General features: G+C 68.2%; 20 protein-coding genes. All 20 read right to left on the bottom strand.

Annotated features, from left to right (window positions below; translation table 11 throughout):
• Nucleotides 1–61: 61 nt before the first annotated feature.
• The gene (locus tag IHD13_RS09975) at nt 62–1351 is read right to left on the bottom strand and encodes a TRAP transporter large permease (protein ID WP_195860894.1); all 1290 of its coding nucleotides are present in this window, start codon (nt 1349–1351) and stop codon (nt 62–64) included.
• Nucleotides 1348–1842: a TRAP transporter small permease gene (locus IHD13_RS09970; RefSeq protein ID WP_195860893.1), complete on the bottom strand. Its 495-nt coding sequence runs from the start codon at nt 1840–1842 to the stop codon at nt 1348–1350. The genes IHD13_RS09975 and IHD13_RS09970 overlap by 4 nt, the downstream gene beginning before the upstream one ends.
• Nucleotides 1843–1912: 70 nt before the next feature.
• Nucleotides 1913–2968 (bottom strand): TRAP transporter substrate-binding protein, encoded by a 1056-nt coding sequence (locus tag IHD13_RS09965; protein WP_195860892.1) that lies wholly within the window; start codon nt 2966–2968, stop codon nt 1913–1915.
• A gap of 272 nt (nt 2969–3240) precedes the next feature.
• Nucleotides 3241–4215 carry a catechol 1,2-dioxygenase gene (catA, locus tag IHD13_RS09960; RefSeq protein WP_195860891.1) on the bottom strand — a complete coding sequence of 325 codons (975 nt, stop codon included), beginning with the start codon at nt 4213–4215 and terminating at the stop codon, nt 3241–3243.
• A 398-nt stretch (nt 4216–4613) separates the two neighbouring features.
• Nucleotides 4614–5810, bottom strand: coding sequence for a benzoate/H(+) symporter BenE family transporter (locus IHD13_RS09955; protein WP_195860890.1), 1197 nt, complete (start codon nt 5808–5810; stop codon nt 4614–4616).
• A gap of 369 nt (nt 5811–6179) precedes the next feature.
• Nucleotides 6180–6977 carry an alpha/beta fold hydrolase gene (locus tag IHD13_RS09950; RefSeq protein WP_195860889.1) on the bottom strand — a complete coding sequence of 266 codons (798 nt, stop codon included), beginning with the start codon at nt 6975–6977 and terminating at the stop codon, nt 6180–6182.
• A gap of 28 nt (nt 6978–7005) precedes the next feature.
• Nucleotides 7006–8208 (bottom strand): 3-oxoadipyl-CoA thiolase, encoded by a 1203-nt coding sequence (gene pcaF, locus IHD13_RS09945; RefSeq protein ID WP_195860888.1) that lies wholly within the window; start codon nt 8206–8208, stop codon nt 7006–7008.
• 18 nt (nt 8209–8226) lie between these two features.
• Nucleotides 8227–9000, bottom strand: a complete 774-nt coding sequence (locus IHD13_RS09940; RefSeq protein WP_195860887.1) for a CoA-transferase subunit beta — start codon at nt 8998–9000, stop codon at nt 8227–8229.
• On the bottom strand, nt 8997–9830 hold the full coding sequence (locus IHD13_RS09935) for a CoA transferase subunit A (protein ID WP_195860886.1): 834 nt from the start codon (nt 9828–9830) through the stop codon (nt 8997–8999). The genes IHD13_RS09940 and IHD13_RS09935 overlap by 4 nt, the downstream gene beginning before the upstream one ends.
• Nucleotides 9831–10075: 245 nt before the next feature.
• Complete coding sequence (gene aroQ, locus IHD13_RS09930) at nt 10076–10519, bottom strand: type II 3-dehydroquinate dehydratase (RefSeq protein WP_195860885.1); 444 nt, start codon at nt 10517–10519, stop codon at nt 10076–10078.
• A 46-nt stretch (nt 10520–10565) separates the two neighbouring features.
• Nucleotides 10566–11228, bottom strand: coding sequence for a NapC/NirT family cytochrome c (locus IHD13_RS09925; RefSeq protein WP_195860884.1), 663 nt, complete (start codon nt 11226–11228; stop codon nt 10566–10568).
• Nucleotides 11225–11704 carry a nitrate reductase cytochrome c-type subunit gene (locus IHD13_RS09920; RefSeq protein WP_195860883.1) on the bottom strand — a complete coding sequence of 160 codons (480 nt, stop codon included), beginning with the start codon at nt 11702–11704 and terminating at the stop codon, nt 11225–11227. The genes IHD13_RS09925 and IHD13_RS09920 overlap by 4 nt, the downstream gene beginning before the upstream one ends.
• 21 nt (nt 11705–11725) lie before the next feature.
• Nucleotides 11726–14230, bottom strand: coding sequence for a nitrate reductase catalytic subunit NapA (napA, locus tag IHD13_RS09915; protein ID WP_195860882.1), 2505 nt, complete (start codon nt 14228–14230; stop codon nt 11726–11728).
• A gap of 70 nt (nt 14231–14300) precedes the next feature.
• Nucleotides 14301–14600: a chaperone NapD gene (locus tag IHD13_RS09910; protein ID WP_195860881.1), complete on the bottom strand. Its 300-nt coding sequence runs from the start codon at nt 14598–14600 to the stop codon at nt 14301–14303.
• A complete protein-coding gene (gene napF / locus IHD13_RS09905; RefSeq protein WP_326838338.1) occupies nt 14593–15102 on the bottom strand; it encodes a ferredoxin-type protein NapF in 510 nt (169 codons plus the stop codon). Before napF ends, IHD13_RS09910 begins: the two co-directional genes overlap by 8 nt.
• A complete protein-coding gene (gene napE / locus IHD13_RS09900; RefSeq protein WP_442786568.1) occupies nt 15099–15278 on the bottom strand; it encodes a periplasmic nitrate reductase, NapE protein in 180 nt (59 codons plus the stop codon). The genes napF and napE overlap by 4 nt, the downstream gene beginning before the upstream one ends.
• Before the next feature lie 168 nt (nt 15279–15446).
• A complete protein-coding gene (glnE, locus tag IHD13_RS09895) occupies nt 15447–18422 on the bottom strand; it encodes a bifunctional [glutamate--ammonia ligase]-adenylyl-L-tyrosine phosphorylase/[glutamate--ammonia-ligase] adenylyltransferase (RefSeq protein WP_195860880.1) in 2976 nt (991 codons plus the stop codon).
• A 46-nt stretch (nt 18423–18468) separates the two neighbouring features.
• A complete protein-coding gene (locus tag IHD13_RS09890; protein ID WP_195860879.1) occupies nt 18469–18840 on the bottom strand; it encodes a diacylglycerol kinase in 372 nt (123 codons plus the stop codon).
• A gap of 120 nt (nt 18841–18960) precedes the next feature.
• Nucleotides 18961–19854 (bottom strand): SphA family protein, encoded by an 894-nt coding sequence (locus tag IHD13_RS09885; protein ID WP_195860878.1) that lies wholly within the window; start codon nt 19852–19854, stop codon nt 18961–18963.
• Between the two features lie 76 nt (nt 19855–19930).
• A complete protein-coding gene (gene catA / locus IHD13_RS09880) occupies nt 19931–20872 on the bottom strand; it encodes a catechol 1,2-dioxygenase (RefSeq protein WP_195860877.1) in 942 nt (313 codons plus the stop codon).
• Nucleotides 20873–20876 lie beyond the last annotated feature (4 nt).

Here is a 20876-nt window from a genome sequence, read left to right as displayed (position 1 = left end):
CTTTTTCACATGAAATTTCAAGTATTTTCTGACGCGATGGATGCATACGACTTCCCCTCCCCTACAAGACGAACAGCACCAGTTCCGGGATGGCCAGCAGCAGCAGGATGCAGGCCAGGTAGGGCAGCATGAAGTAGCCGACGCCGCGGAAGATATCGCCGAAGCCGAGTTCCGGATCGAGGCTCTTGACGATAAAGGCGTTGACCCCCACCGGCGGCGTGATCGCGCCCATGCTGGTGACGATGCACACCATGATGCCGAACCAGATGGGGTCGTAACCCAGCGCCAGGGCCACCGGGAAGAAGATCGGAATCGAGATGATCAGAAAGCCCATGGCATCCATCAGGGCCCCCCCGATCACGTAGATCAGCAGCACGCAGGCCATGATCAACACCGCCGGCAGCGGCAGGGCCGCGGCCCACTCGCCGACCAGGAAGGGCAGCCGGGTCACGGTGAGGAAGCGTCCGAAGATCACCGCCCCGGCCACCAGCATCAGGATCATGGCGGAGGACTTGAGGGCATTGGCCAGGGCCGCCTGGAGCACTTCCAGGGTCAGGCGTCGCTGCAGGGCCACGATGGCCAGGGCGCCCACACAGCCCACGGCGGCGGCCTCGGTGGAGGTGAACCAGCCGGCGAAGAGACCGCCCAGCACCAAGGCGAAGAGCGCCGCCACCTCCAGCACCCCCTTGAGGGAGGCCAGGCGCACCCGCCAGGAGGAGCGCTCGCCCACGGGGGCCATCTCGGGGCGACGGTGGCACAGGTAGCTGATGGTCATCACGAACAGGGCCACCAGGATCAGGCCCGGCACGATGCTGGCGATGAACAAGTCGCGAATGGCCAGCTCCGCCTGCAGGGCGATCACGATCAAGACCGCGCTGGGGGGAATGATCACCCCCAGGGTACCGCCGGTGGCCACGCTGCCGGCGCTGAGTGCCCGGTGGTAGCCGAACTTCTTCATCTCCGGCAGGGCGATGGTGCCGACGGTGGCCGCCGTGGCGGTATTGGAGCCGCTGACCGCGGCGAAGCCGGCGCTGCTGAGGATGGTCGTGGTGGCCATGGAGCCCTTGCGATGACCGATCCAGGCATAGGCGGAGGCGAAGATCTTCTCGGTGATTCCCGAGCGGAACAGCAGCTCCCCCATGAAGATAAACAGCGGAATCACGCTCAGCGAGTAGGCCGAGAGCTGCTCCCAGATGCCCGAGCTGATGATGTTGTAGGCGGCCATCGGGCTGGTGATATGCAGCATGCCGAAGAAGCCGACGATAAACATCGCGAAGCTGATCGGCATCCTGAGCAGGATCAGCAGGAAGAGCGCCACGATGCCGACCAGTGCCATCGAAACCATGCTCATGTCATCACCACTCGTTGCGTCACCACCAGGCGCTTCAGCGCGCCGAGGCAATCCGCCAGCAGCACCAGGCAGAAGGCGGAGAAACCCAGGGCCACCAGATAGATCATCGGATGGAGCACCAGGCGCAGGGTCTGGGAGACCATGCCCCGCTGCATGGCGCTGTAGCCGTACTCCCAGAGTTTGATGGCCACCATGGTGAAGAACAGCAGGCTGGCCAGGGCCACCAGGGCCTGCAGCAGCGCCTGCAGCCGCCCAGGAAAGCGTGCCACCAGGATATCCAGCTCCACATGGGCCTTGTGCAGCTGCGCATAGGCCAGGGAGAGGGAGACCACCACGGCCGTCAGCCAACCGACGATCTCGGTGGTGCCGCCGAAGGAAGAGGCCACCTGGCGCATCACGATATTGGCCGTGACCAGGCACACCATGGCCAGCAGGGCCACCCCGGCCACGAACAGCAGGCCGCGGCTGATCAGGAGATTGAGTCTATGCATGGGTCGAGTGCCTCGCTGCGTCGATCACGCCCGGCGACATGGCGTCGCCGGGTCCTGCCCCCGTTACGCCTCAGGGCTGGCGATGGTTCTCGATCAACTCCAGCATGCGCTCATGCAGTTCATGGGCGGGCAGCCCCATCTCGGCCACCTGGGCCAGGCGCGCCTCGTTGATGGGCGCCAGTTGCTCGGCCCAGCGCACCGCCTCCTCGTCGCTCAGCGACAGGGTCTCGACGCCGTGATTCTCGGCGGCCCAGGCCAGGGAGGTCTCGATATGGCTGTCCAGGTAATCGCCGGCGAAGTGGGCCATCTCGGCGCCCAGTTCGTCGATCACCTGCTGCACGTCCTCGGGCAGCGACTCCCAGCGCTGGCGATTCATGGCGGCGACGAAGACCACATTGGTCAGCGGGTAGTCGGTGACGTACTGGACGCTGCGGGCGTATTGCAGGTCCATCAGCGTCTCCCGGGAGCCCACATAGCCGTCGACCACGCCGGCCTGCAGGGCCTCGCCGGTCTCGGCCTGCGACAGCCCCACGGGCACGCCGCCGAGGGTGCGCAGCACCTCGGTGCTGTCACCGGGCACGCGAATTTCCTGGCCTTGTAACTCTTCGAGGGAGGTCACCGGGGTGCGGCTATGCAGGTAGCCGGGCTCGGAGGTGAAGGCGGTGATCACCTTGAAGTCCGCGAGGCCCAGCTGGTCGGCGGGAAACTCCTGGATCAGGTCGTAGACCACCTGGCTGGCCACCGTGGAGTCGACCTCGATGCCGGTGAGGTTGCCGGCCAGGTTGATCAGCGGGAAGCGCGCCGGCTCGTAGGAGGTGGCGGAGAGGCCGATATCGGCGACGCCGCTCTGCACGCCGTCATACATGTTGCCGGCGGTGAGCAGGGTGCCGCCCGGGAAGGTGTTGACCGTGACCCGGCCATCGGTGCGTCGATGCAGCTCCTCGGCCCAGCGTTCCATCTGCACCGCGGGGAAGGTCTGCGCCGGGGCGAAGAAGGCGTAGTTGAGGGTGATATCGCTCGCCTGGGCCTGGGTCATCGCCAGCGAACCGGCCAGGAAGGCGCCGAGGCAAGTGACACGGACGAGGCGCCGGGGAGTCAGGGTCTGGATCGTTGTCTGCTTCGTCATCATGGGTCCACCTGGTGATTGTGATTGTTATTGTGCCGGGTGCCTGGGGCACCACTTGCATTCAATATCACATGAAATTTCAAATAAATCCACAAGACAAGGGCTGAGCCTGCCTTGGGTCTAATCCCACCAGCACTATACAAACCGGGTACCACTTTTCGATAGAGCCTTATAAAACAGACAGTTGAATAAAGACTCGGCGAGAGCCCCCCAGGCTCCAGCCCCCCTTGTCGTGCCAGACGGGGACTCGGGGCACCCGGATAGTGCAGGAATCAGACCCTGGCGGTGCCGGCCAGCTGGCTCGCCTGATCCTGCGCGTCTTCCTTGGCGCGGGGGCGGGCGTGGCGCACCTGCAGCTCGGGTTTCTCGGTCCTGGCCAGCTCGATATCGAAGACCACCTCGGCGAAGGCCCCCTCCAGGCCGCGCCGATCCGCCTCGGCGGCGTCCTCGATACGCTTGCCTTCCACCACCAGCTCCTCGCGGGTGGCGAAGGCGAAGTCGTCGTAGGTATAGGGGTCGCCGGCCAGGTTGATCTGGGTGGTCAGGTGCTGGTGACCCGGCGCCGAAATGAAGTAGTGAATATGCGCCGGGCGCTGGCCGTGGCGCCCCAGGGCCTTGAGCACCTGGTCCGTCGGGGCACCTTCCGGCACCCCGTAGCCGGACGGGATGATGCTGCGCGCGGTGTAGCGGCCCTCGCTGTCCGCATAGATGGTGCGGCGCAGGTTGTACTCGCTCTGGGTCGGGTCGAAGAAGGAGTAGCCGCCCTTGGAATCGGCGTGCCAGATCTCCACCTTGGCCCCGGGAATCGGGTTGCCGTCAACATCGCGTACCTGGCCGGTCAGCCACATGGTCTCGCCGTCGTTATCCAGGCCGTCGTCCATCCGCGCGAAGCCCTCGGCCTCCGGGGCGCCGGCCACGTAGAGCGGGCCCTCGATGGTGCGCGGGGTACCGCCGCTGCGACGAGCCGCTTCATCTGCCGCATCTTGACGCATATCCAGGTAGTGGTCGAAGCCGAGCCCCGGCGAGAGCAGGCCGAACTGGGTCTGGCCGCCCAGGGCGTTGAGCAGGCTGACGCTGGACCAGAACTCTTCCGGAGTGACGTCGAAGTCATCGATCAGGCGATAGAGGTCGGAGAGCAGGCGGTGCATGATCCGCTTGGTGCGCTCGTTGCCACCGGCCTGATCGAGGCCGGCGACGGCCTTGAGGAAATCCTGGACGTCGGGCGTATCGAAGATCTTTACGGTCATGGTCTGGCCTCTCTCTTTGTCGTTGTTTTCCCCCTTGTCCGGGGGCACCGCGCTTACCGAGCCCGGCGAGGCGTCGGCAAAACTACACTTTTCAAGCATTCTGGGACGCTACCCCGCCCCCTGCCAATACCCTTTGGTCGCACGGCCATACCCCTACAGGCATGACCAAACCACCCGCCAACGACGAAATAATCACCAGGCAAACCGCAAGAAAACCAATGGATACCACCAGGTCAAGAATTAGAATTTAGACTTTTTATCTATCAACATTCCTTTTCACCTTGTCATGCCAAACGTAGTGACGCCCGCCTCACCGCCGATAGAAAGGGCCCTGCCGGGCTGACTCCCCCACAGGGCCCTCTCCTCGTCACGCTACTGGCTACGACGAAAGAAGCAGCTCAGGACTCCCTGATCCGCTGCCCCCGCGAGACCCCGAAGCGGCCATGCAGCAACTGGTAGGCCAGGGTTCCCACCACCACGCCCCAGAAGGCGGCACCCAGGCCCAGGAAGCTGACTCCCGAGGCGGTGGCGACAAAGGTGATCACCGAGGCCTCCAGGTGATCCTTCTGGGCGGCGAAGGCGCTGATATTGCTGGTGATGGCGCCGAGCAGCGCCAGGCCGGCAAGCACCGCCACGAACTCCCCCGGCAGCGAGGTGAAGAGCGCCACGATGGTACCGGCGAAGCAGGCCCCCACCAGGTAGAAGACGCCGTTGGCGACCCCGGCCACGTAGCGCTTGTCGGGATCCTCGTGGGCCTCCTTGCCGGTGCAGATCGCCGCGGTGATGGCCGCCACCACGGTGGTGATGCCGCCGAAGAAGGCGGTGGCGAAGGAGGTCAGGCTGGTCACCGTGACGATCGGCCTGGCCGGGGTGTCGTAGCCCGCAGTACGCAGGATCGCCATGCCGGGCAGGAACTGGCCGGTGAGACTGACCAGCACCAGCGGGAGGGCCAGGCTCAGGGTGGCGTTCCAGGTCCACTCGGGACGGATGAACTGCGGCTCGGCCAGTTGCAGCGAGACGCCGCTGAGGCTCGCCCCCTCCAGCGCCACCGCCAGCCCCACGCCGACGATCAGCAGCAGTACCAGGCTGTAGCGTGGGCTGAGGCGCTTGAAGACCAGATAGGCGACCAGCATGCCGATGGCCAGCGCCGGCACCGCCGCCAGGGACTCGAAGACCCCGACCCCGAACTGGAAGAGGATGCCGGCCATCATGGCGCTGGCGATGCCCGGCGGGATGGCGCGGACGATGCGGTCGAAGGAGCCGCTGATGCCGATCACGAAGAGCAGCACCGCCGCGGTGAGGTAGGCGCCCACCGCCTCGTTCAGCGAGAGCCCCGGAAAGAGGGTGACCAGCAGCGCCGTGCCCGGCGCCGACCAGGCGGTGACCACCGGCACCTTCAGCCACAGGCTGAGGCCGATGCCGGAGACGGCGGCCCCTAGGGAGATGGCCCAGACCCAGGAGGTCATCATGGCGCTGGAGATCTCGGCGCTCTGGGCCGCCTGGAAGAAGATCGCCAGGGGGCCCGAGTAGGAGATCAGCACCGCCACGAAGCCGGCGGTGAGGGCGGGAAGCGAGACATCCTTGAGGCGCGACATAGTCAAAGTCCCTCTCGGCTGGACGACAAAGGAAAAAAGCCCGAGCCGGCAAGGCTCGGGACAAGGGGGAACGACAAGACTATCAGGAAGCGGGCTTGCCGGACCGCTCACGCCGGGTCAGCAGGAACTCGAAGTCCTTGATCTCGAAGATCAGCGAGACCAGTACCCCCAGTACCAGGGCCCAGAAGGAGGCGCCGATGCCGAGGATCTGCAGAGGGGATGCCGGCCGCCAACGCCCTCCTCGAGGTGCTGGTGGAGACCCGCCGTAGCGGACGCTATCCGTGACGGCAAGGCACAGAAAAGCCCGGGCACCGCCTGTGGCGAGCCCGGGGAAGGGTGGCGCCAGCCGGCGCCACCAGGGGGAAGGCGTTAGTCGAGGCTGGCCAGCAGCATCTCGGCGAAGCGCTCCGGCACCTCCACGGAGGGCACATGGCCGACGCCGTCGAGGATCGCGAGCGGCGCGCCATTGAGCTCACTGGCCAATGCCTCCAGGGTGGCCGGTGGCGTGGCCAGGTCCTCGCTGCCGCCCAGCAGTTGCACCTTGACGCCCGGATGCTGAGATAGGGCGCCGCCGAGCCTGCCGGTAAAGGCGTGGCCACCGAGCATTTCGCAGAGCTTGGCGTAGGCCTCGTCGTCGCCGCGGCCCATCTGGGTCATCCAGCCGGGCTTGAGGGCCGGGTTGGCCTCGAAGCAGGCGGGGGCGAACCAGCGTGGCACGATCTCCCCGCTCATGGCCGCCAGGCCCTCCTCACGCACGCGAGCGGCGCGGGTGCTCCACAGCTCCGCGGTACCGATCACCGCCCCGGTATTGGTCAGGGTCGCGGAGGCGAGCCGCTCGGCATGCTCCGCGATCAACTGCTGGCCGACCACCCCGCCGATGGAGGTGCCGACGAAGTGGAAGCGCTCGGCGCCGGCATGATCGGCCAGGGCCAAGGCCTCGGCGGCCAGGTCGGTCGGCGTGATGGCCCCCTCGCCCCAGGCCTGGCTGGCACCATGGCCGGGCAGGTCCCAGGTCAGCACCCGGTAGCGGGGCAGCAGCATGGGCAGGAGGTCGTCCCACACCGCCTGGCTCATGCCCAGGGGGTGGGCCAGCACCACCAGGGGGTTGGCCGTGGCGCCGAGCAGGCGGTAGGCCACGCTACGGCCCTCGATGTTCAGAAATGCCATGATCTCTCTCCGTGGATGACTGCAGCCCTCAGGCTCGCTCGATCAGGGTGGCGATGCCCTGCCCTACCCCCACGCACATGGTGCAGAGGGCATAGCGCTTGCCGGTGCGCTGCAGCTCATGGGCGGCGGTCAGCAGCAGCCGCGCCCCGGACATGCCCAGCGGGTGGCCCAGGGCGATGGCGCCGCCGTTGGGGTTGACCCGGGGGTCATCGTCGTCGAGGCCCAGATCGCGCATGCAGGCGAGCGCCTGGGCGGCGAAGGCCTCGTTGAGCTCGATGACATCGATCTCGTCCATCGACACCCCGGTGCGCTCGAGCAGTTTCTTCACCGCGGGTACCGGCCCATAACCCATGATACGCGGCTCGACGCCGGCGGTGGCCATGCCGAGGATCTTCGCCATGGGGGTGAGGCCATGCTTCTCCACCGCCGCGGCGCTTGCCACCAGCATGGCGGCGGCGCCGTCGTTGACCCCGGAGGCGTTGCCGGCGGTGACGCTGCCGCCATCCCGGAAGGGGGTCGGCAGGCCGGCCAGCTTCTCCAGCGTGGTCTCCCGCGGGTGCTCGTCCTTATCGAAAATCAGCGGTTCCTGCTTGCGCCGGGGGATCTCGATGGGGGTGATCTCTAGGGCAAAGCGCCCGGCTTTCTGGGCCGCCGCGGCCTTCTGCTGGGAGCGCAGGGCGAAGGCGTCCTGGTCCTCCCGGGCGATCTTGAACTGCTCGGCCACGTTCTCGGCGGTCTCCGGCATGGAGTCGACGCCGTACATCTTTTTCATCCGCGGGTTGATGAAACGCCAGCCGATGGTGGTGTCCTCGATCTGCTGCCCCCGGGAGAAGGCGCCGTCGGCCTTGCCCATCACATAGGGGGCCCGGGACATGGACTCCACGCCGCCGGCCAGGGCCAACTCCATCTCGCCGGCCTTGATGGCGCGGAAGGCGGTGCCCACCGCGTCCATGCCGGAACCGCACAGGCGGTTCAGGGTGGTGCCGGGCACCGAGGTCGGCATGCCGGCCAGCAGCAGCGACATGCGCGCCACGCTGCGGTTGTCTTCGCCGGCCTGGTTGGCGCAGCCCATAAAGACCTCCTCGATGGCCGCCGGGTCGAGGCTCGGGGCATCATTGAGTACTGCCTTGAAGAGGCTGGCGGCCAGGTCATCGGGGCGCACGCCGGACAGGGTGCCGCCGAAGCGGCCGATGGCGCTGCGCCGCGGATGACAGAGATAAACGTCGGTCATATGACTCTCCTGCTCGGCTTACTGGCCGCTATGGGCACGGGCGGTGCGGTCCTTGAGATCCCGCAGGATCTCGAGCTCGCGGGCCGAAGGCTCCGGGGTGCGCTCCAGGGTCTCGGCGAAGCGAAGCTCCCAGCCGGTGGCCTCGATCACGTCCTCGCGGGTCACGCCCGGATGCAGCGACACCACCACCAGCTCCTTGGTCTCGGGGTCCGGTTTCATCACGCACAGGTCGGTGATCACCCGGGTCGGCCCCTTGCCGATATTGGGCACACCGTCCCGGCCCTTGCCGTCGCGGCCGAAGCCCAGGGTGGTGACGAAGTCGACCTTGTCGACGAAGGCCCGCTTGGAGTGCTTCAGGGTGATGAAGACCTCGCCGGCGTTGGTCGCGATCTCCGGTGCCCCGCCGCCCCCCGGCAGGCGCACCTTGGGCTCCCGGTAGTCGCCGATCAGGGTGGTGTTGAGGTTGCAGTAGCGGTCGATCTGGGCGGTACCCAGGAAGCCCACGTCGATCTTCCCGCCCTGCAGCCAGTAGCGGAACATCTCCGGTACCGCCACGGTGGTGAGCGCCGTTTCGGCCAGCTCGCCGTCACCGATGGAGAGGGGCAGTACGTCGGGCTGGGTCTGCAGGGTGCCAGATTCGTAGATCAGCACCACGTCCGGGGCATGGGTCAGGCGCGCCAGGTTGGCGGCTTCACTGGGCAGGCCGATGCCGACGAAGCAGGTCATGCCATTGTCCAGGGCGCGGGCGGCGGTGACGGTCATCATCTCCGCGGAGGTGTAATCGAGGCTCATCGGGCGTTCCCCCCTGCATTCATGACGTTCTCTTCGATCCAGGCCGTGAAGGCGTCGCGATCCCGGGCGATGGCGTCCCACTCCTTGTAGAAGGCGTTGTTGCGCGGGTAGTAGCCATGGGCATAGGAGGGCAGCGAGCCCTTCTCGGCCACGGCGATGGCGCTGATCGCCCAGCCGGGAATGATGCAGGCGTTGGGGTGGTAGCCCGGCTCGCTGCGCAGGTCCTCGACGATCTCCTCGACGGTGACGATGCTCTGCTTGGCCGCCAGCACCGCCTCCTTCTGCACCCCGACGATGCCCTCCACCAGCACGTTGCCGGCCCGGTCGGCCTTCTGGGCGTGGACGATGGAGACGTCCGGGCGCACCGCGGGCACCGCCGCCAGGCGCTCACCGGTGAAGGGGCACGCGATGAACTTGATCTGGTCGTTGACGCTGGGCAGCTCGCTGCCCACGTAGCCGCGCAGCACCGCCAGCGGCAGGCCCGCCGCGCCGGCCTCGAAGGCGCAGGCCATGGCGGCATGGCTATGCTCGAGGATCTCGACCTGGCGCGGCCAGCCCTTCTCTACCGCATCGCGCAGGCGGTGCAGGGAGCCCACGCCGGGGTTGCCGCCCCAGGAGAAGATCACCTTCTTGGCGCAGCCGGCGCCGATCAACTGGTCATAGACCAGGTCCGGGGTCATGCGAATCAGGGTCAGGTCGCGCTTGCCCTGGCGGATCACTTCGTGGCCCGCGGCGAAGGGAATCAGGTGGGTAAAGCCCTCCATGGCTACGGTGGCGCCGTCTTCGACGTAGCGCGCGACCGCATCATGCAGGCTCAGGAACTCGGCCATGGGATCTCCTCCTGGCGGTGGCTCTCGACAAGTTCGAATAGCGAACATCAATTCTTTATACGAACAAAATTACCCCCGAACGCCACCGCCGTCAAACCCCGAAAGGCGCGCACAAAAAAGGGAGGCTAGGCCTCCCTTGCTGGAATCGTTGGATAGAGTGTCGACTTTTCAGGCGATTAGTCATGCTCGGGTCGAACGCCCCCGGGCCAGCGCCAGGGACGAGATACGACCAAGGTATAGCGGTATCACTCGGCGTCCTGGATCACCGCTTCGAGGGCCAGGGCATAACCACGGCTACCGAGACCCGCGATCACCCCGTCGGCGCGCAGGGAGACATAGGAGTGGTGGCGGAACGCCTCGCGCTGGTGGACGTTGGAGAGGTGCACCTCGATCACCCGCCCCTCGAAGGCGTTGAGGGCGTCGAGGATGGCCACCGAGGTGTGGGTATAGGCGGCAGGGTTGATGATGATGGCGGCGGTGCCGTCCAGGCGCGCGGCGTGAATGGCGTCGATCAGCTCGCCCTCGTGATTGCTCTGCCGGCTGGCGATCTCCCAGCCCGCCATCAGCGCCTGCTGGCGCAGGGCGTTGTCGATATCCGCCAGGGTCTCATGGCCATAGATCTCCGGCTGGCGGGTGCCCAGCAGGTTGAGGTTGGGGCCGTGCAGTACCAGTACCTTGCGCTGACTCATCGGGAGCTCCGGAAAACGTGGAAACCCCTATCTTCCCAGATGCCCGTCAGGGCGTCGACGGCGGCCCGGCGGGCTCCCGCGCCAGGTGGGCGGCCCAGGACTCGAAGCTCGCCAGGCCGCTGCCCCCGCTGCCAAAGTGCGGCCCCATCTCCGGCAGCTCATGGGCGATGCCCTGGTGGCAGTCGATGCAGGTGGCCTCGCCGCTGGCCAGGGTAGTGGAGTGGGCGCGGGCGGCCCGGGGGCTCTGCTGGGTGAAGTCCATGTGCTCGAACTCGTGGCAGTTGCGGCACTCCAGGGAGTCGTTGGCGCGCAGCCGCGCCCACTCCCGCTCGGCCAGCTCGCGGCGCTTGTCCTCGAACTGCTCCTCGGTGCGAATCGAGCCGAACAGCCAACCCCACACCTCCTTGGAGGCCTCCATCTTGCGCGCCATCTTGTGGGTCCAGTCGTGGGGCACATGGCAATCGGCGCACTGGGCGCGCACCCCGGAGCGGTTGCTGTAGTGGATGGTGCCCTGCATCTCGCGCAGCGGGTTGCGCTCCATCTCGTGACAGGAGACGCAGAACTGCTGGGTATTGGTGGCCTCCACGGCGGTATTGAAGCCGCCCCAGAAGAGCACCCCGGCGATAAAGCCGCCCAGGGTCAGCAGCCCCAGGCTGAGGTGGGCACTGGGCTGGCGCAGCAGGCGCCAGTAGCGGGCCAGCCACTTCATGGCGCACCTCCCTCGCGCTCCAGCGCCTCGCCGAGCACCTGGTCCACGGTGCGGAAGGTGTTGTTCACCAGGGGCGCGGCGTCGGTCTGGGGCACATGGCACTGGGTGCAGAAGTAGCGATCCGGGGAGACCGCCGCCCGCACCTGCTTATCGCGATCCATGAAGTGGGTGATGCTGACCATGGGGGCGCCGGCGGTCACGGCGTTCTCGCGGCTATGGCAGGTCAGGCAGCGGTTGCTGCGCCGGTCCACCTGGTAGTCGCGGATGGTGTGGGGAATCACCGGCGGCTGCTCCGGATAGTTGAGCACCTCGCGACCGCCGGCCCGGGGCTCGCCGGCCATGGGCGGGGCCGGCAGGCTCTGGCTCAAGGTGCCGCCGGGGCGCAGGCCGTCCGGGGCCGGGGCGTCGAGGGCCTCGTTCGCCACCCCCGGCAGGGCCAGGAGCAGCAGCAGGCAACAGAGGGCTAGGCGTGTCATCGGTAGGCTCCTTGCCGGGGCTCAGGCCAGGCTGATCAGTTCCAGACGCACCGCGCACTTCTTGAAGTCCGTCTGCTTGGAGATGGGATCGGTGGCATCCAGGGTCAGGGCGTTGATCAGGCGGTTGGCGTCGAAGAAGGGCACATAGACCAGGCCCCGGGGCGGGCGCACCCGGCCGCGGGTCTCGGCGCGCAGGCGCAGCTCGCCGCGGCGGCTGACCACCTTGACCTCGCTGCCGCGGCGGATGCCCTGGGCCCGGGCATCCTCCGGGTGCAAGTAGAGCAGCGCCTCGGGCACCGCCCGGTGCAGCTCCGGCACCCGCCGGGTCATGGAACCGGTGTGCCAGTGCTCCAGCACCCGCCCGGTGCAGAGCCAGAAGGGGTAGTCGTCGTCGGGGGTCTCGGGGGCCGGCTCGTCGGGCACGGCGAAGATCAACGCCCGGTCGTCGGGCTTGGCGTAGAACTGCACCCCACGGCCCGCCTCCACGTAGGGGTCATGCCCCTCCCGGTAGCGCCAGCGGGTCTCCCGGCCATCGACCACCGGCCAGCGCAGGCCTCGGGTCTGGTGGTAGACATCGAAGTCGGCCAGGTCCTTGCCCTTGCCGCGACCGAAGCGGGCGTACTCCTCGAAGAGCCCCTTCTGGAGATAGAAGCCGAAGGCCTCCGCCTCCTGATTGGCATAGCCCGCCTCGACCTCCTCCAGCGGATAGCGATCCACCTGGCCATTGGCGTAGAGCAGCTCGAAGAGGGTCTGGTCGCGACGTTCCGGGGCCGCGTCGAGCAGCTCGTCGGGCCAGACGTCGGCAATGCGGATCCGCCGAGAGAGCTCCACCAGTTGCCAGAGATCGGAGCGGGCCTCGCCGGGGGCCTCCACCAGTTGGTGGAAGAACTGGGTGCGCCGCTCGGAGTTGCCGAAAGCGCCCTCCTTCTCCACCCAGGAGGCGGAGGGCAGGATCAGGTCGGCGGCCTGGGCCGAGGCGGTGGGGTAGATGTCCGAGACGATCACGAAGGCCTCGGGGTGGCGCCAGCCGGGCAGGGTCTCCTGCTGGGTGTTGGGGCCGGCCTGGATATTGTTGCAGACCTGGGTCCAGTAGACCTTGATGTCGCCGTCCTTGAGCCGGCGACTCTGCTCCACGGCGTGGAAGCCGACCCGCTCGGGAATGGTGCCCTCGGGCAGCTGCCAGATGCGTTCGGCGTCGCGGCGGTGCTCCGGGTTGGTGACCACCCGATCGGCGGGCAGGCGGTGGGCGAAGGTGCCCACCTCCCGGGCGGTGCCGCAGGCCGAGGGCTGGCCGGTCAGCGAGAAGGGGCTGTTGCCGGGCTCGGCGATCTTGCCGGTGAGCAGGTGCAGGTTGTAGATCAGGTTGTTCACCCAGACGCCCCGGGTGTGCTGGTTGACGCCCATGGTCCAGAAGGTCATCACCTTGGTGTCCGGGTCGGCGTAGAGCTCGGCGAGGGCCTCCAGGCGATGCTCGGGAAGCCCGGACTCCCGGGCCGCCCGGGCCAGGGTGAAGTCGGCGACGTGCTCGGCGAACTCGTCGAAGCTCATCTCGCTCCAGCGGTTGGGGTCCGCGGCGTTGCTGGCCGCCTGCTGGCGGGGGTCCTCGTCGCGCAGGCCATAGCCGATATCGTCCACGGCCCGGGCGAAGCCCACGTGGTCATCGACGAATGCCCGGTTCACGCGCCCCGTCTGGATAATATGGTTGGCGATGTAGTTGAGGATCACCACATCCGCATTGGGGGTCATCACCAGCGGCAGGTCGGCCAGGTCGAAGCTGCGGTGCTCGTAGGTGGAGAGCACCGCCACCCGGGTCTCGGGGTGGGAGAGGCGCCGGTCGGTGACCCGGGTCCAGAGCACCGGGTGCATCTCGGCCATGTTGGAGCCCCAGAGCACGAAGGCGTCGGCGTGCTCGATGTCGTCGTAGACCCCCATGGGCTCGTCGGAGCCGAAGGCGCGCATGAAGGCATAGACCGCCGAGGCCATGCAGTGGCGGGCATTGGGGTCGATGTTGTTGGTGCGCAGCCCCGCCTTGAACAGCTTGCTGGCCGCGTAGCCCTCCCAGATGGTCCACTGGCCGGAGCCGAACAGCGCCACGCTCTCGGGGCCATGGTCGCGGATGGCGCTGGTGAACTTCTCGGCCATCAGGTCCAGGGCCTCGTCCCAGGAGACCGGCGTGAACTCCCCCTGCTTGTCATAGACCCCGTCGCGCTTGCGCAGCAGCGGCTGGGTCAGGCGATCCTCGCCGTAGAGGATCTTCGACAGGAAGTAGCCCTTGACGCAGTTGAGGCCACGATTGACCTCCGACTGGTTATCGCCGTGGGTGGCCACGATGCGCCCGTCATAGGTACCCACCATGACGCTGCAGCCCACGCCACAGAAGCGGCAGGGGGCCTTGTCCCAGCGAATACGGGTCAGCTCGGCGTTGGTGATCAGGTTGCTGGCGCCGGCCGGCACCGCCATGCCGGCGCTGGCGGCGGCGACGGCCAGGGCATTGGCCTTGGCGAACTGGCGTCGGGTCAGAAGCATGGCGGGGTCTCCTGGGGTGTTGTCGTGCCGGCGGCAATGGCCTGGGCGAACTGGCGTCGGGCTGGTCGGATCAAAGGCATGGCTGGCTCTTCTGGGGCTGATCGGCGTCGGCGGCATCGAGCACCTGGTGATAGATCAGGGCCGCCCCCAGCACCTCCGGGCGCTGCTGGAGGGCATCGATCAATCCCAGGATCGCCGCCTCCGCCTCGCTCTCGACCACCACCACCAGCTTGCCGGCGGGATCCTCGGCACCCAGCTCGACGCCGGGCTGGCGACCCAGCCAGGCGGCCACCTCGGCGAGCCGCTGGGGGCGTGCCTGTACCAGCAGGCTGGCGATATGCAGGGCGTTATCGCTGCCGGGATCACGCATCGGGGACCTCCTCGCTCAGGGTGATGGCGCCGCTGGGGCAGACCGGCAGGCAGGCGCCACAGCCGGTGCAGGCGTCGCTCTCGAGATGGGGACGGGGCGGACCGCCGAGGGTGGGGGTGAAGCGGATGGCCCGCGCCTCGCAGGCCTCCTGGCAGCTCTGGCAGTGAACACCGGCCAGGGCCAGGCAATCGGGGCCAAGCTCGGCCCGCCAGGGGAAGGCGGGACGGGCACGATCGAAGACCGGCGCCTCGCAGGCCTCGACGCAGGCGCCACAGAGGGTGCAGCCCCTGGTATCGAGGCGCAGCTCCGGATAGTCGCCACCGCCACGGTGCAGCACGTCTTCCGGGCAGGCCGCCAGGCAGGCGCCGCAGCCGGTGCAGGCGTCGAGGAAGTCATCGCCGCTCCAGGGCGGGCGGCGCACCTCGCCGCCACCGGCGAGGGTGCGAAACCAGCGGCGTCGGGCCGGATCGTGGCCGCGCCGGGAGGCACCAGTGCGGCTCACGCCGGCGGCCCCGGCGGTCCGGCGAACATCTGGAAGATCCACACCGCGAAGCCGTAGCCGCCCACCACCGCCACCGCCAGCAGCGGAAACAGCAGCACGGTGAGGAACAGGAACAGCTTGATCTCCTGGCGCTTGCGCGACGCCGCCTCGTTCTCCATGTCGCCTCGCTCGTCCATATGACACCCCTGGGTCGACTCATCCCCCCGATCGATGCCGTGGCGGACCGGCCGCGGCAAAACGCCGCGGCCTGCCCCTCAGGGTAGATGAGAAAAACAGGATGTCATGCCGACCCGTTCTAGGCCTTGATATACATCAAGGCCTAGAACGGCGAGGAGAGGGAAACCTCAGGGCTCCAGCAGTCGCTGCCAGAGGCGGGTGACCAGGGCGCGGTGTTCCTGGAACGCCTCGGCGCCCACCGCCCTGGGCTGATTGGCCAGGGCGGCGCGATGCACGGCGTCCCGGTAGGCCAGGTAGGCCTCGCGCAGCCCCCGGCACTCCTCGGCGGGGAGCAGACCGCCGGCCTCCAGGGTCTCGAGCAGGCGCATGTTGTCGCTCCACTCCAGCAGCTGGGGGGCATAGTGGGCCATGGAGAGCACCGCGTACTGGCAGAGGAACTCGATATCCACCATGCCGCCCGGGTCCTGCTTGAGGTCGAACTGGTCGTCGCCGGGGCGGCTGGCCAGGTGATCGCGCATCTTGTGGCGCATCTTCACCACCTCGTCGCGCAGCGCCGCAAGGTCGCGCTTCGCGCCCAGCACCTCGCGGCGCACCATCTCGAAGCGCTCGGCCAGGGCCGGATCGCCGGCCACCACCCGGGCCCGCACCAGGGCCTGATGCTCCCAGGTCCAGGCCTCGCGGCGCTGGTAGTCGGCGAAGGCCTCCAGGGTGGTGACCAAAAGCCCCGAGTTGCCGGAGGGACGCAGCCGCATGTCCACCTCATAGAGGGCGCCGGCGGGGGTCACGGCGGTGAGCAGGTGGATGATGCGCTGGCCCAGGCGAGTGAAGAAGACCGGGTTGTCGATGGGCCTGGGGCCGTCGGTGCTGCCCTGGGAGGCGGCATCATGGATAAACACCAGGTCGAGGTCCGAACCGTAGCCCAGCTCGATGCCGCCCAGCTTGCCGTAGCCGACGATGATGAAGTCGCTCTCCCCTTCCACGCCGTCACGGCGCTGGGGACGGCCATGCTTGCGTACCAGGTGCTTCCAGGCCATGGCCAGCACCTGCTCCAGCACCACCTCGGCGATAAAGGTGAGGTAGTCGCTGACCTTCATCAGCGCCCGGGTGCCGGCGATATCCGAGGCCGCCACATGCAGCACCTGGGCATGCTTGAAGATGCGCAGCGCTTCCAGTTGGGCCTCCTCGTCCTCCTCGGGAATCCGCGCCAGGGTCTGGCGCAGCTCGTCGGCGAGGCGCTCCTTGTCCGCCGGGGTATAGAGGGTGCCGGGGGTGAGCAGCTCATCGAGCAAAATGGGGTGGCGGGCCAACTGGTCGGCCACCCAGGGGCTGGCCCCCACCAGGCGCATCAGGTGATCCAGGGCCTCGGGATTCTCGCGCAGCAACGCCAGGTAGGCGGTGCGCCGCAGCACCGATTCGATCAGCGGCAGGGTGCGCTCCAGGGCGCGATCCGGCAACTCGCTGCCGGCGGCGGCATCCAGCATCAGCGGCATCAGGGCATCCAGGCGCTCGAAGCCGATGCGCTGCATGCCCTTGACCGCCCGGGAGTGGCGCAGGCCCTCCAGGCGCCGGGCCGCGGTATCGGCCTCGACGAAGCCGGCCCGCCCCAGCAGCTCGGCGGCCTCCTCGGCCTCCAGCTCGCCGCGCCACAGGGCACGCCATTCGTCCAGCCCCACCTCGGCGCCCTCACGATGGGGGGCGCTGATCTCCTCGCGCTCCTCCTCCGGATCGGCGATCACCGCATCGAAGTGCTGGCGCACCCGGCCGCGTACCTCGTCGAGGCGCGCCATCACCGCCGGCCAGTCGGCCATGTTGAGGGCCAGGGCGATGCGTTCCCGGTCCGGGTCGTTGTCGGGCAGGGCCTGGGTCTGGCGATCCTCCAGCCCCTGGAGGGCGTGCTCCAGGTCGCGCAGGAAGACGTAGTCCGGGGTCAGCTCGTCGACCACCGCCTGGGGCAGCAGGCCGAGATCCGGCAGCCGCGCCAAGGCGCTCTTCAGGGAGGTCACCTGGAGCTCGGTGTCGCGACCGCCGCGAATCAGCTGGAAGGCCTGGACCACGAACTCCACCTCGCGGATGCCGCCGCTGCCCAGCTTGATGTTGTCGTCCATGCCGCGGCGCTTGACCTCACGATTGATCATCCCCTTCATCTCGCGCAGCGACTCGATGGCGCCGAAATCCAGGTACTTGCGATAGACGAAGGGGCGCAGGCCGGCCAGCAGCTCGTCGCCGGCCTCGCGGTCGCCGGCCACCGGACGCGCCTTGAGCATGGCGTAGCGCTCCCATTCGCGGCCCTGGTCCTGGTAGTAGCTGGCCAGCATGGCGAAGCTGCCCACCAGGGGGCCGCCATCGCCCAGGGGCCGCAGGCGCATGTCGACGCGGAAGGCGAAGCCATCGCCGGTCACCGCATCCAGGGCGCCGATCAGCTTCTGGCCCAGCTTGGTGAAGTACTCCTGGTGATCCAGCTCGCGGCGCCCGCCCCGGGTGCCCCCCTTCTCCGGGAAGGCGAAGATCAGGTCGATATCCGAGGAGAGGTTGAGCTCGCCGGCGCCCAGCTTGCCCATGCCCAGCACCACCAGGCGCTGGGGGGATTCCTCGCCGGGGCGCGGCGCGGGCAGCCCCCAGCGTGGCGCATAGTGGGCCTCCAGCCAGCCCAGGGCCCCCTCCAGGCAGACCTCCGCCAGCCGCGACACCGCCGCCGCCGTGGCCCACATGTCGGTGCCCGGGGGACGGATCAGGTCACGCCAGACGATGCCCAGCATGCGTGCCCGGCGGAAGCGCCGCAGTGCCGACTGCATGGTCGACTCGTCCTCGGCGGCCTCCAGGGCCTCGCCCAGCCAGGCCTCCAGCAGGGCCGGCTCCGGGGCACTCTCCAGCTCGCCGTTGGCCTCCAGGTGCAGCAGCCATTGGGGGTAGCGCACCAGGGTCTCCAGGGCGAAGTCGGAGATCGCCACCACCCGGGCCAGCTGCTCGCGGCACGCCTCGGGCAGTGCCAGCCAGTCCTCCAGGGGGGAGTCGCGGCCGGTCATCTCGGCCAGGCTATCGGCCTGGGCCAGGGCCTCGTCCAGGCGCTGCTCGGCCTGGCCCAGGGGGCCGCGCAGGGGCTCGGGAATCTCGGTCAGGGGCAGGAAACCAGTCGGCAGCGCCATGGGCCTCTCCTCGGGGTCGTTGGCTTCAGCATAGCGAAGGGAGCGCTCAGGCGAAGAAGCGCTGCCAGGCGATCAGCGCCCAGGTCAGGCCGGCCAGCAGCAGCGCCAGCATCACCGCCGCCGAGCCGATGTCCTTGGCGCGCCCGGAGAGCTCGTGGCGCTCGGGCCCGATACGATCCACCACGCTCTCGATGGCGCTGTTGAGTAGCTCGACGATCAGCACCAGCAGGCAGCTGCCCACCAGCAGGATCCACTCCACCGGGCCCCGGCCGAGCCAGATCGCCAGGGGCAGCAGCACCAGGCAGAGCCCCAGCTCCTGGCGGAAGGCCGCCTCGTTACGAAAGGCGGCCTTGAGGCCCTTGAGGGAGTAGTGGGTGGAGTGGATCAGGTGGCGCCAGCCGCGGTGTCCCGGTTTCATCTGCCGTCTTCCATCGATGAGCGATCGCTGTTTGAGGCCGATGGTAGCAGAGCCCAGGCACGGCCGCGCCCCGGGCGTGACGCAGAGTCAGCCCGGGGCGAGCCAGGGGGAGAGGTTTTTTTAAAAAGCCTGGGTGAGGGTCAGCCGCAGCAGGTCACCCTGGGGCGCCGCCCGGTTGTCATACTCGTGATAGAAGGCGCCATTGAGGCCCAGCCCCAGGGCCGGCCAGAAGACCCCCGCCTCCACGCCGATGGCATGCTGCTCGGCCTTGTCGCCGGAGGCGGCCGCTCCGCTGTCGCGTTCCAGCTGCCAGGCGTCGTAGCCCACCAGCCCCAGGGTCAGGCCGCTGTCGAGGCGATGGCCCAGACCCCACTCCACCACCAGGCTATCGCCGGGGGTAACGCCGCTGCCGCTCTGGCGACCATGAGTCTCGTAGCGACTCAGCGCCGAGACCGTCCAGCGCCGCGCCTCGTCGAGGTGCCAGGCACCGCCCAGGGTCAGCATGGTGCTGTCGAAGCCCTTGCCCGGGGAGGCGGGGCGGTCGGCGGCGAAGTCGCCGGTATCGAACCACTGGCCGGCGGCGAAGACCGCGTCCCAACGCTCGCCGTGCCAACCCAGCACCAATGGGCTGAGGAAGAGATCGCCCAGGCCACTGTCGCTGTCATTGAGGCCGACGCCACCGAAGCGCAGCGAGGCATCCACCAGAGGCAGGATCGCCTCGATGCCATAGTCGGCACCCAGGAACTGACGATCGGTGATCCACACCAGGCGATTGACCAGGGCGGTCACCTCGCCGCGGTTGCGTCCCGGGGCGGCGTCGCCGCCGCCATCACGCAGGCTGTCGATGCGGTAGTGGGCCAGATAGCCCCGATAGTAGAGCCCCGGGGGCGGCACCACGGGACCGTTCAACCCTTCGACGCCGGGGACGTAATGGCCATTGGCCGCCGAGGCTTGGGTAGCGAATGCCGCGCCCCCCAGGGCCAACGCCGCGGCCAGCCAGTTGCGGTATCTCATGGGAAAATCCTTGTTGTCGTTATTGGAGGGAGAGCCGGCGCCCCGAAGGGCGCCGGTCATGTAACGAAGGCGAGCCTTAACCGGCGGCCTCTTCCAGGGCCCGGGGGCGCTTGTGGCGGGTCTGCAGCTCCGGGGCCTCGGTCCTGGCCAGGGTGATATCGAAGACCACCTCGGTGAAGGGGCCTTCCAGGCCCCGCGCCTTGGCCTCGGCGGGGTCGCTAATCGCCTGCCCCTCCACCAGCAGTTCCTCACGGGTGGCGAAGGCGAAGTCGTCCCAGGTGTAGGGATCGCCGGCCAGGTTGATCTGGGTGGTCAGGTGCTTGTGGCCCGGCGCCGAGATGAAATAGTGGATATGCGCCGGACGCTGGCCATGACGGCCCAGGGCCTTGAGCACCTGATCGGTGGGGCTGCCCGCCGGCACCCCGTAGCCGGAGGGGATGATGCTGCGGGCCCGGTAGCGGCCTTCATCATCGGTGATGATGGTGCGGCGCAGGTTGTACTCGGACTGGGACGGATCGAAGTGGGAGTAGCCGCCCTTGGCGTTGGCGTGCCAGATCTCCACCCGGGCGCCGGGCACCGGCTTGCCCTCCAGGTCGCGTACCTGGCCGGTCAGCCACATCACCTCGCTGTCGGTGTCGCTGCCGTCATCCATGCGAGCGGTGCCTTCGACCTCCGGGGCGCCGGCCACATAGAGGGGCCCCTCGATGGTGCGCGGGGTGCCGCCGGTCAGGCCGCGGGCCTCGTCCTCGGCATCCATGCGCATGTCCAGGTAGTGATCGAAGCCCAGGCCCGGGGCCAGCAGGCCGAACTGGCTGCCCTGGCCCAGGGCGTTCATCAGGCTGACGGTCGACCAGAACTCCTCCGGAGTGATGTCGAAGTCATCGATCAGCTTGTAGAGGTCGGCAAGCAGGCGATGGACGATCTGCTTGGCGCGGTCGCTGCCGCCCTCCTGCTCGAAGCCGGCGACGGTCTTGAGGAAGTCCTGCACCTCGGGGGTATCGAAAATCTTCACGGTCATGGCG

The sequence above is a fragment of the Halomonas sp. 328 genome, from assembly GCF_015645095.1.
Classification (GTDB): Bacteria; Pseudomonadota; Gammaproteobacteria; order Pseudomonadales; family Halomonadaceae; genus Bisbaumannia.
The sequence above is the reverse complement of the archived record's forward strand: the minus strand, read 5'-3'. Positions and strand labels throughout refer to the sequence as shown.

Excerpts from the sequence above, each read along its gene's own strand:
- catA (WP_195860877.1), bottom strand. The coding sequence starts at position 20,872 with ATGACCGTGAAGATTTTCGATACCCCCGAGGTGCAGGACTTCCTCAAG.
- glnE (WP_195860880.1), bottom strand. The coding sequence starts at position 18,422 with ATGGCGCTGCCGACTGGTTTCCTGCCCCTGACCGAGATTCCCGAGCCC.
- pcaF (WP_195860888.1), bottom strand. The coding sequence starts at position 8,208 with ATGACCGACGTTTATCTCTGTCATCCGCGGCGCAGCGCCATCGGCCGC.
- IHD13_RS09925 (WP_195860884.1), bottom strand. The coding sequence starts at position 11,228 with ATGAAGTGGCTGGCCCGCTACTGGCGCCTGCTGCGCCAGCCCAGTGCC.
- IHD13_RS09885 (WP_195860878.1), bottom strand. The coding sequence starts at position 19,854 with ATGAGATACCGCAACTGGCTGGCCGCGGCGTTGGCCCTGGGGGGCGCG.
- IHD13_RS09965 (WP_195860892.1), bottom strand. The coding sequence starts at position 2,968 with ATGACGAAGCAGACAACGATCCAGACCCTGACTCCCCGGCGCCTCGTC.
- IHD13_RS09910 (WP_195860881.1), bottom strand. The coding sequence starts at position 14,600 with ATGCGTGATCCCGGCAGCGATAACGCCCTGCATATCGCCAGCCTGCTG.
- IHD13_RS09970 (WP_195860893.1), bottom strand. The coding sequence starts at position 1,842 with ATGCATAGACTCAATCTCCTGATCAGCCGCGGCCTGCTGTTCGTGGCC.
- IHD13_RS09955 (WP_195860890.1), bottom strand. The coding sequence starts at position 5,810 with ATGTCGCGCCTCAAGGATGTCTCGCTTCCCGCCCTCACCGCCGGCTTC.
- napE (WP_442786568.1), bottom strand. The coding sequence starts at position 15,278 with ATGGACGAGCGAGGCGACATGGAGAACGAGGCGGCGTCGCGCAAGCGC.
- IHD13_RS09920 (WP_195860883.1), bottom strand. The coding sequence starts at position 11,704 with ATGACACGCCTAGCCCTCTGTTGCCTGCTGCTGCTCCTGGCCCTGCCG.
- IHD13_RS09890 (WP_195860879.1), bottom strand. The coding sequence starts at position 18,840 with ATGAAACCGGGACACCGCGGCTGGCGCCACCTGATCCACTCCACCCAC.
- napA (WP_195860882.1), bottom strand. The coding sequence starts at position 14,230 with ATGCTTCTGACCCGACGCCAGTTCGCCAAGGCCAATGCCCTGGCCGTC.
- catA (WP_195860891.1), bottom strand. The coding sequence starts at position 4,215 with ATGACCGTAAAGATCTTCGATACGCCCGACGTCCAGGATTTCCTCAAG.
- IHD13_RS09940 (WP_195860887.1), bottom strand. The coding sequence starts at position 9,000 with ATGAGCCTCGATTACACCTCCGCGGAGATGATGACCGTCACCGCCGCC.
- IHD13_RS09975 (WP_195860894.1), bottom strand. The coding sequence starts at position 1,351 with ATGAGCATGGTTTCGATGGCACTGGTCGGCATCGTGGCGCTCTTCCTG.
- IHD13_RS09950 (WP_195860889.1), bottom strand. The coding sequence starts at position 6,977 with ATGGCATTTCTGAACATCGAGGGCCGTAGCGTGGCCTACCGCCTGCTC.
- aroQ (WP_195860885.1), bottom strand. The coding sequence starts at position 10,519 with ATGAGTCAGCGCAAGGTACTGGTACTGCACGGCCCCAACCTCAACCTG.
- IHD13_RS09935 (WP_195860886.1), bottom strand. The coding sequence starts at position 9,830 with ATGGCCGAGTTCCTGAGCCTGCATGATGCGGTCGCGCGCTACGTCGAA.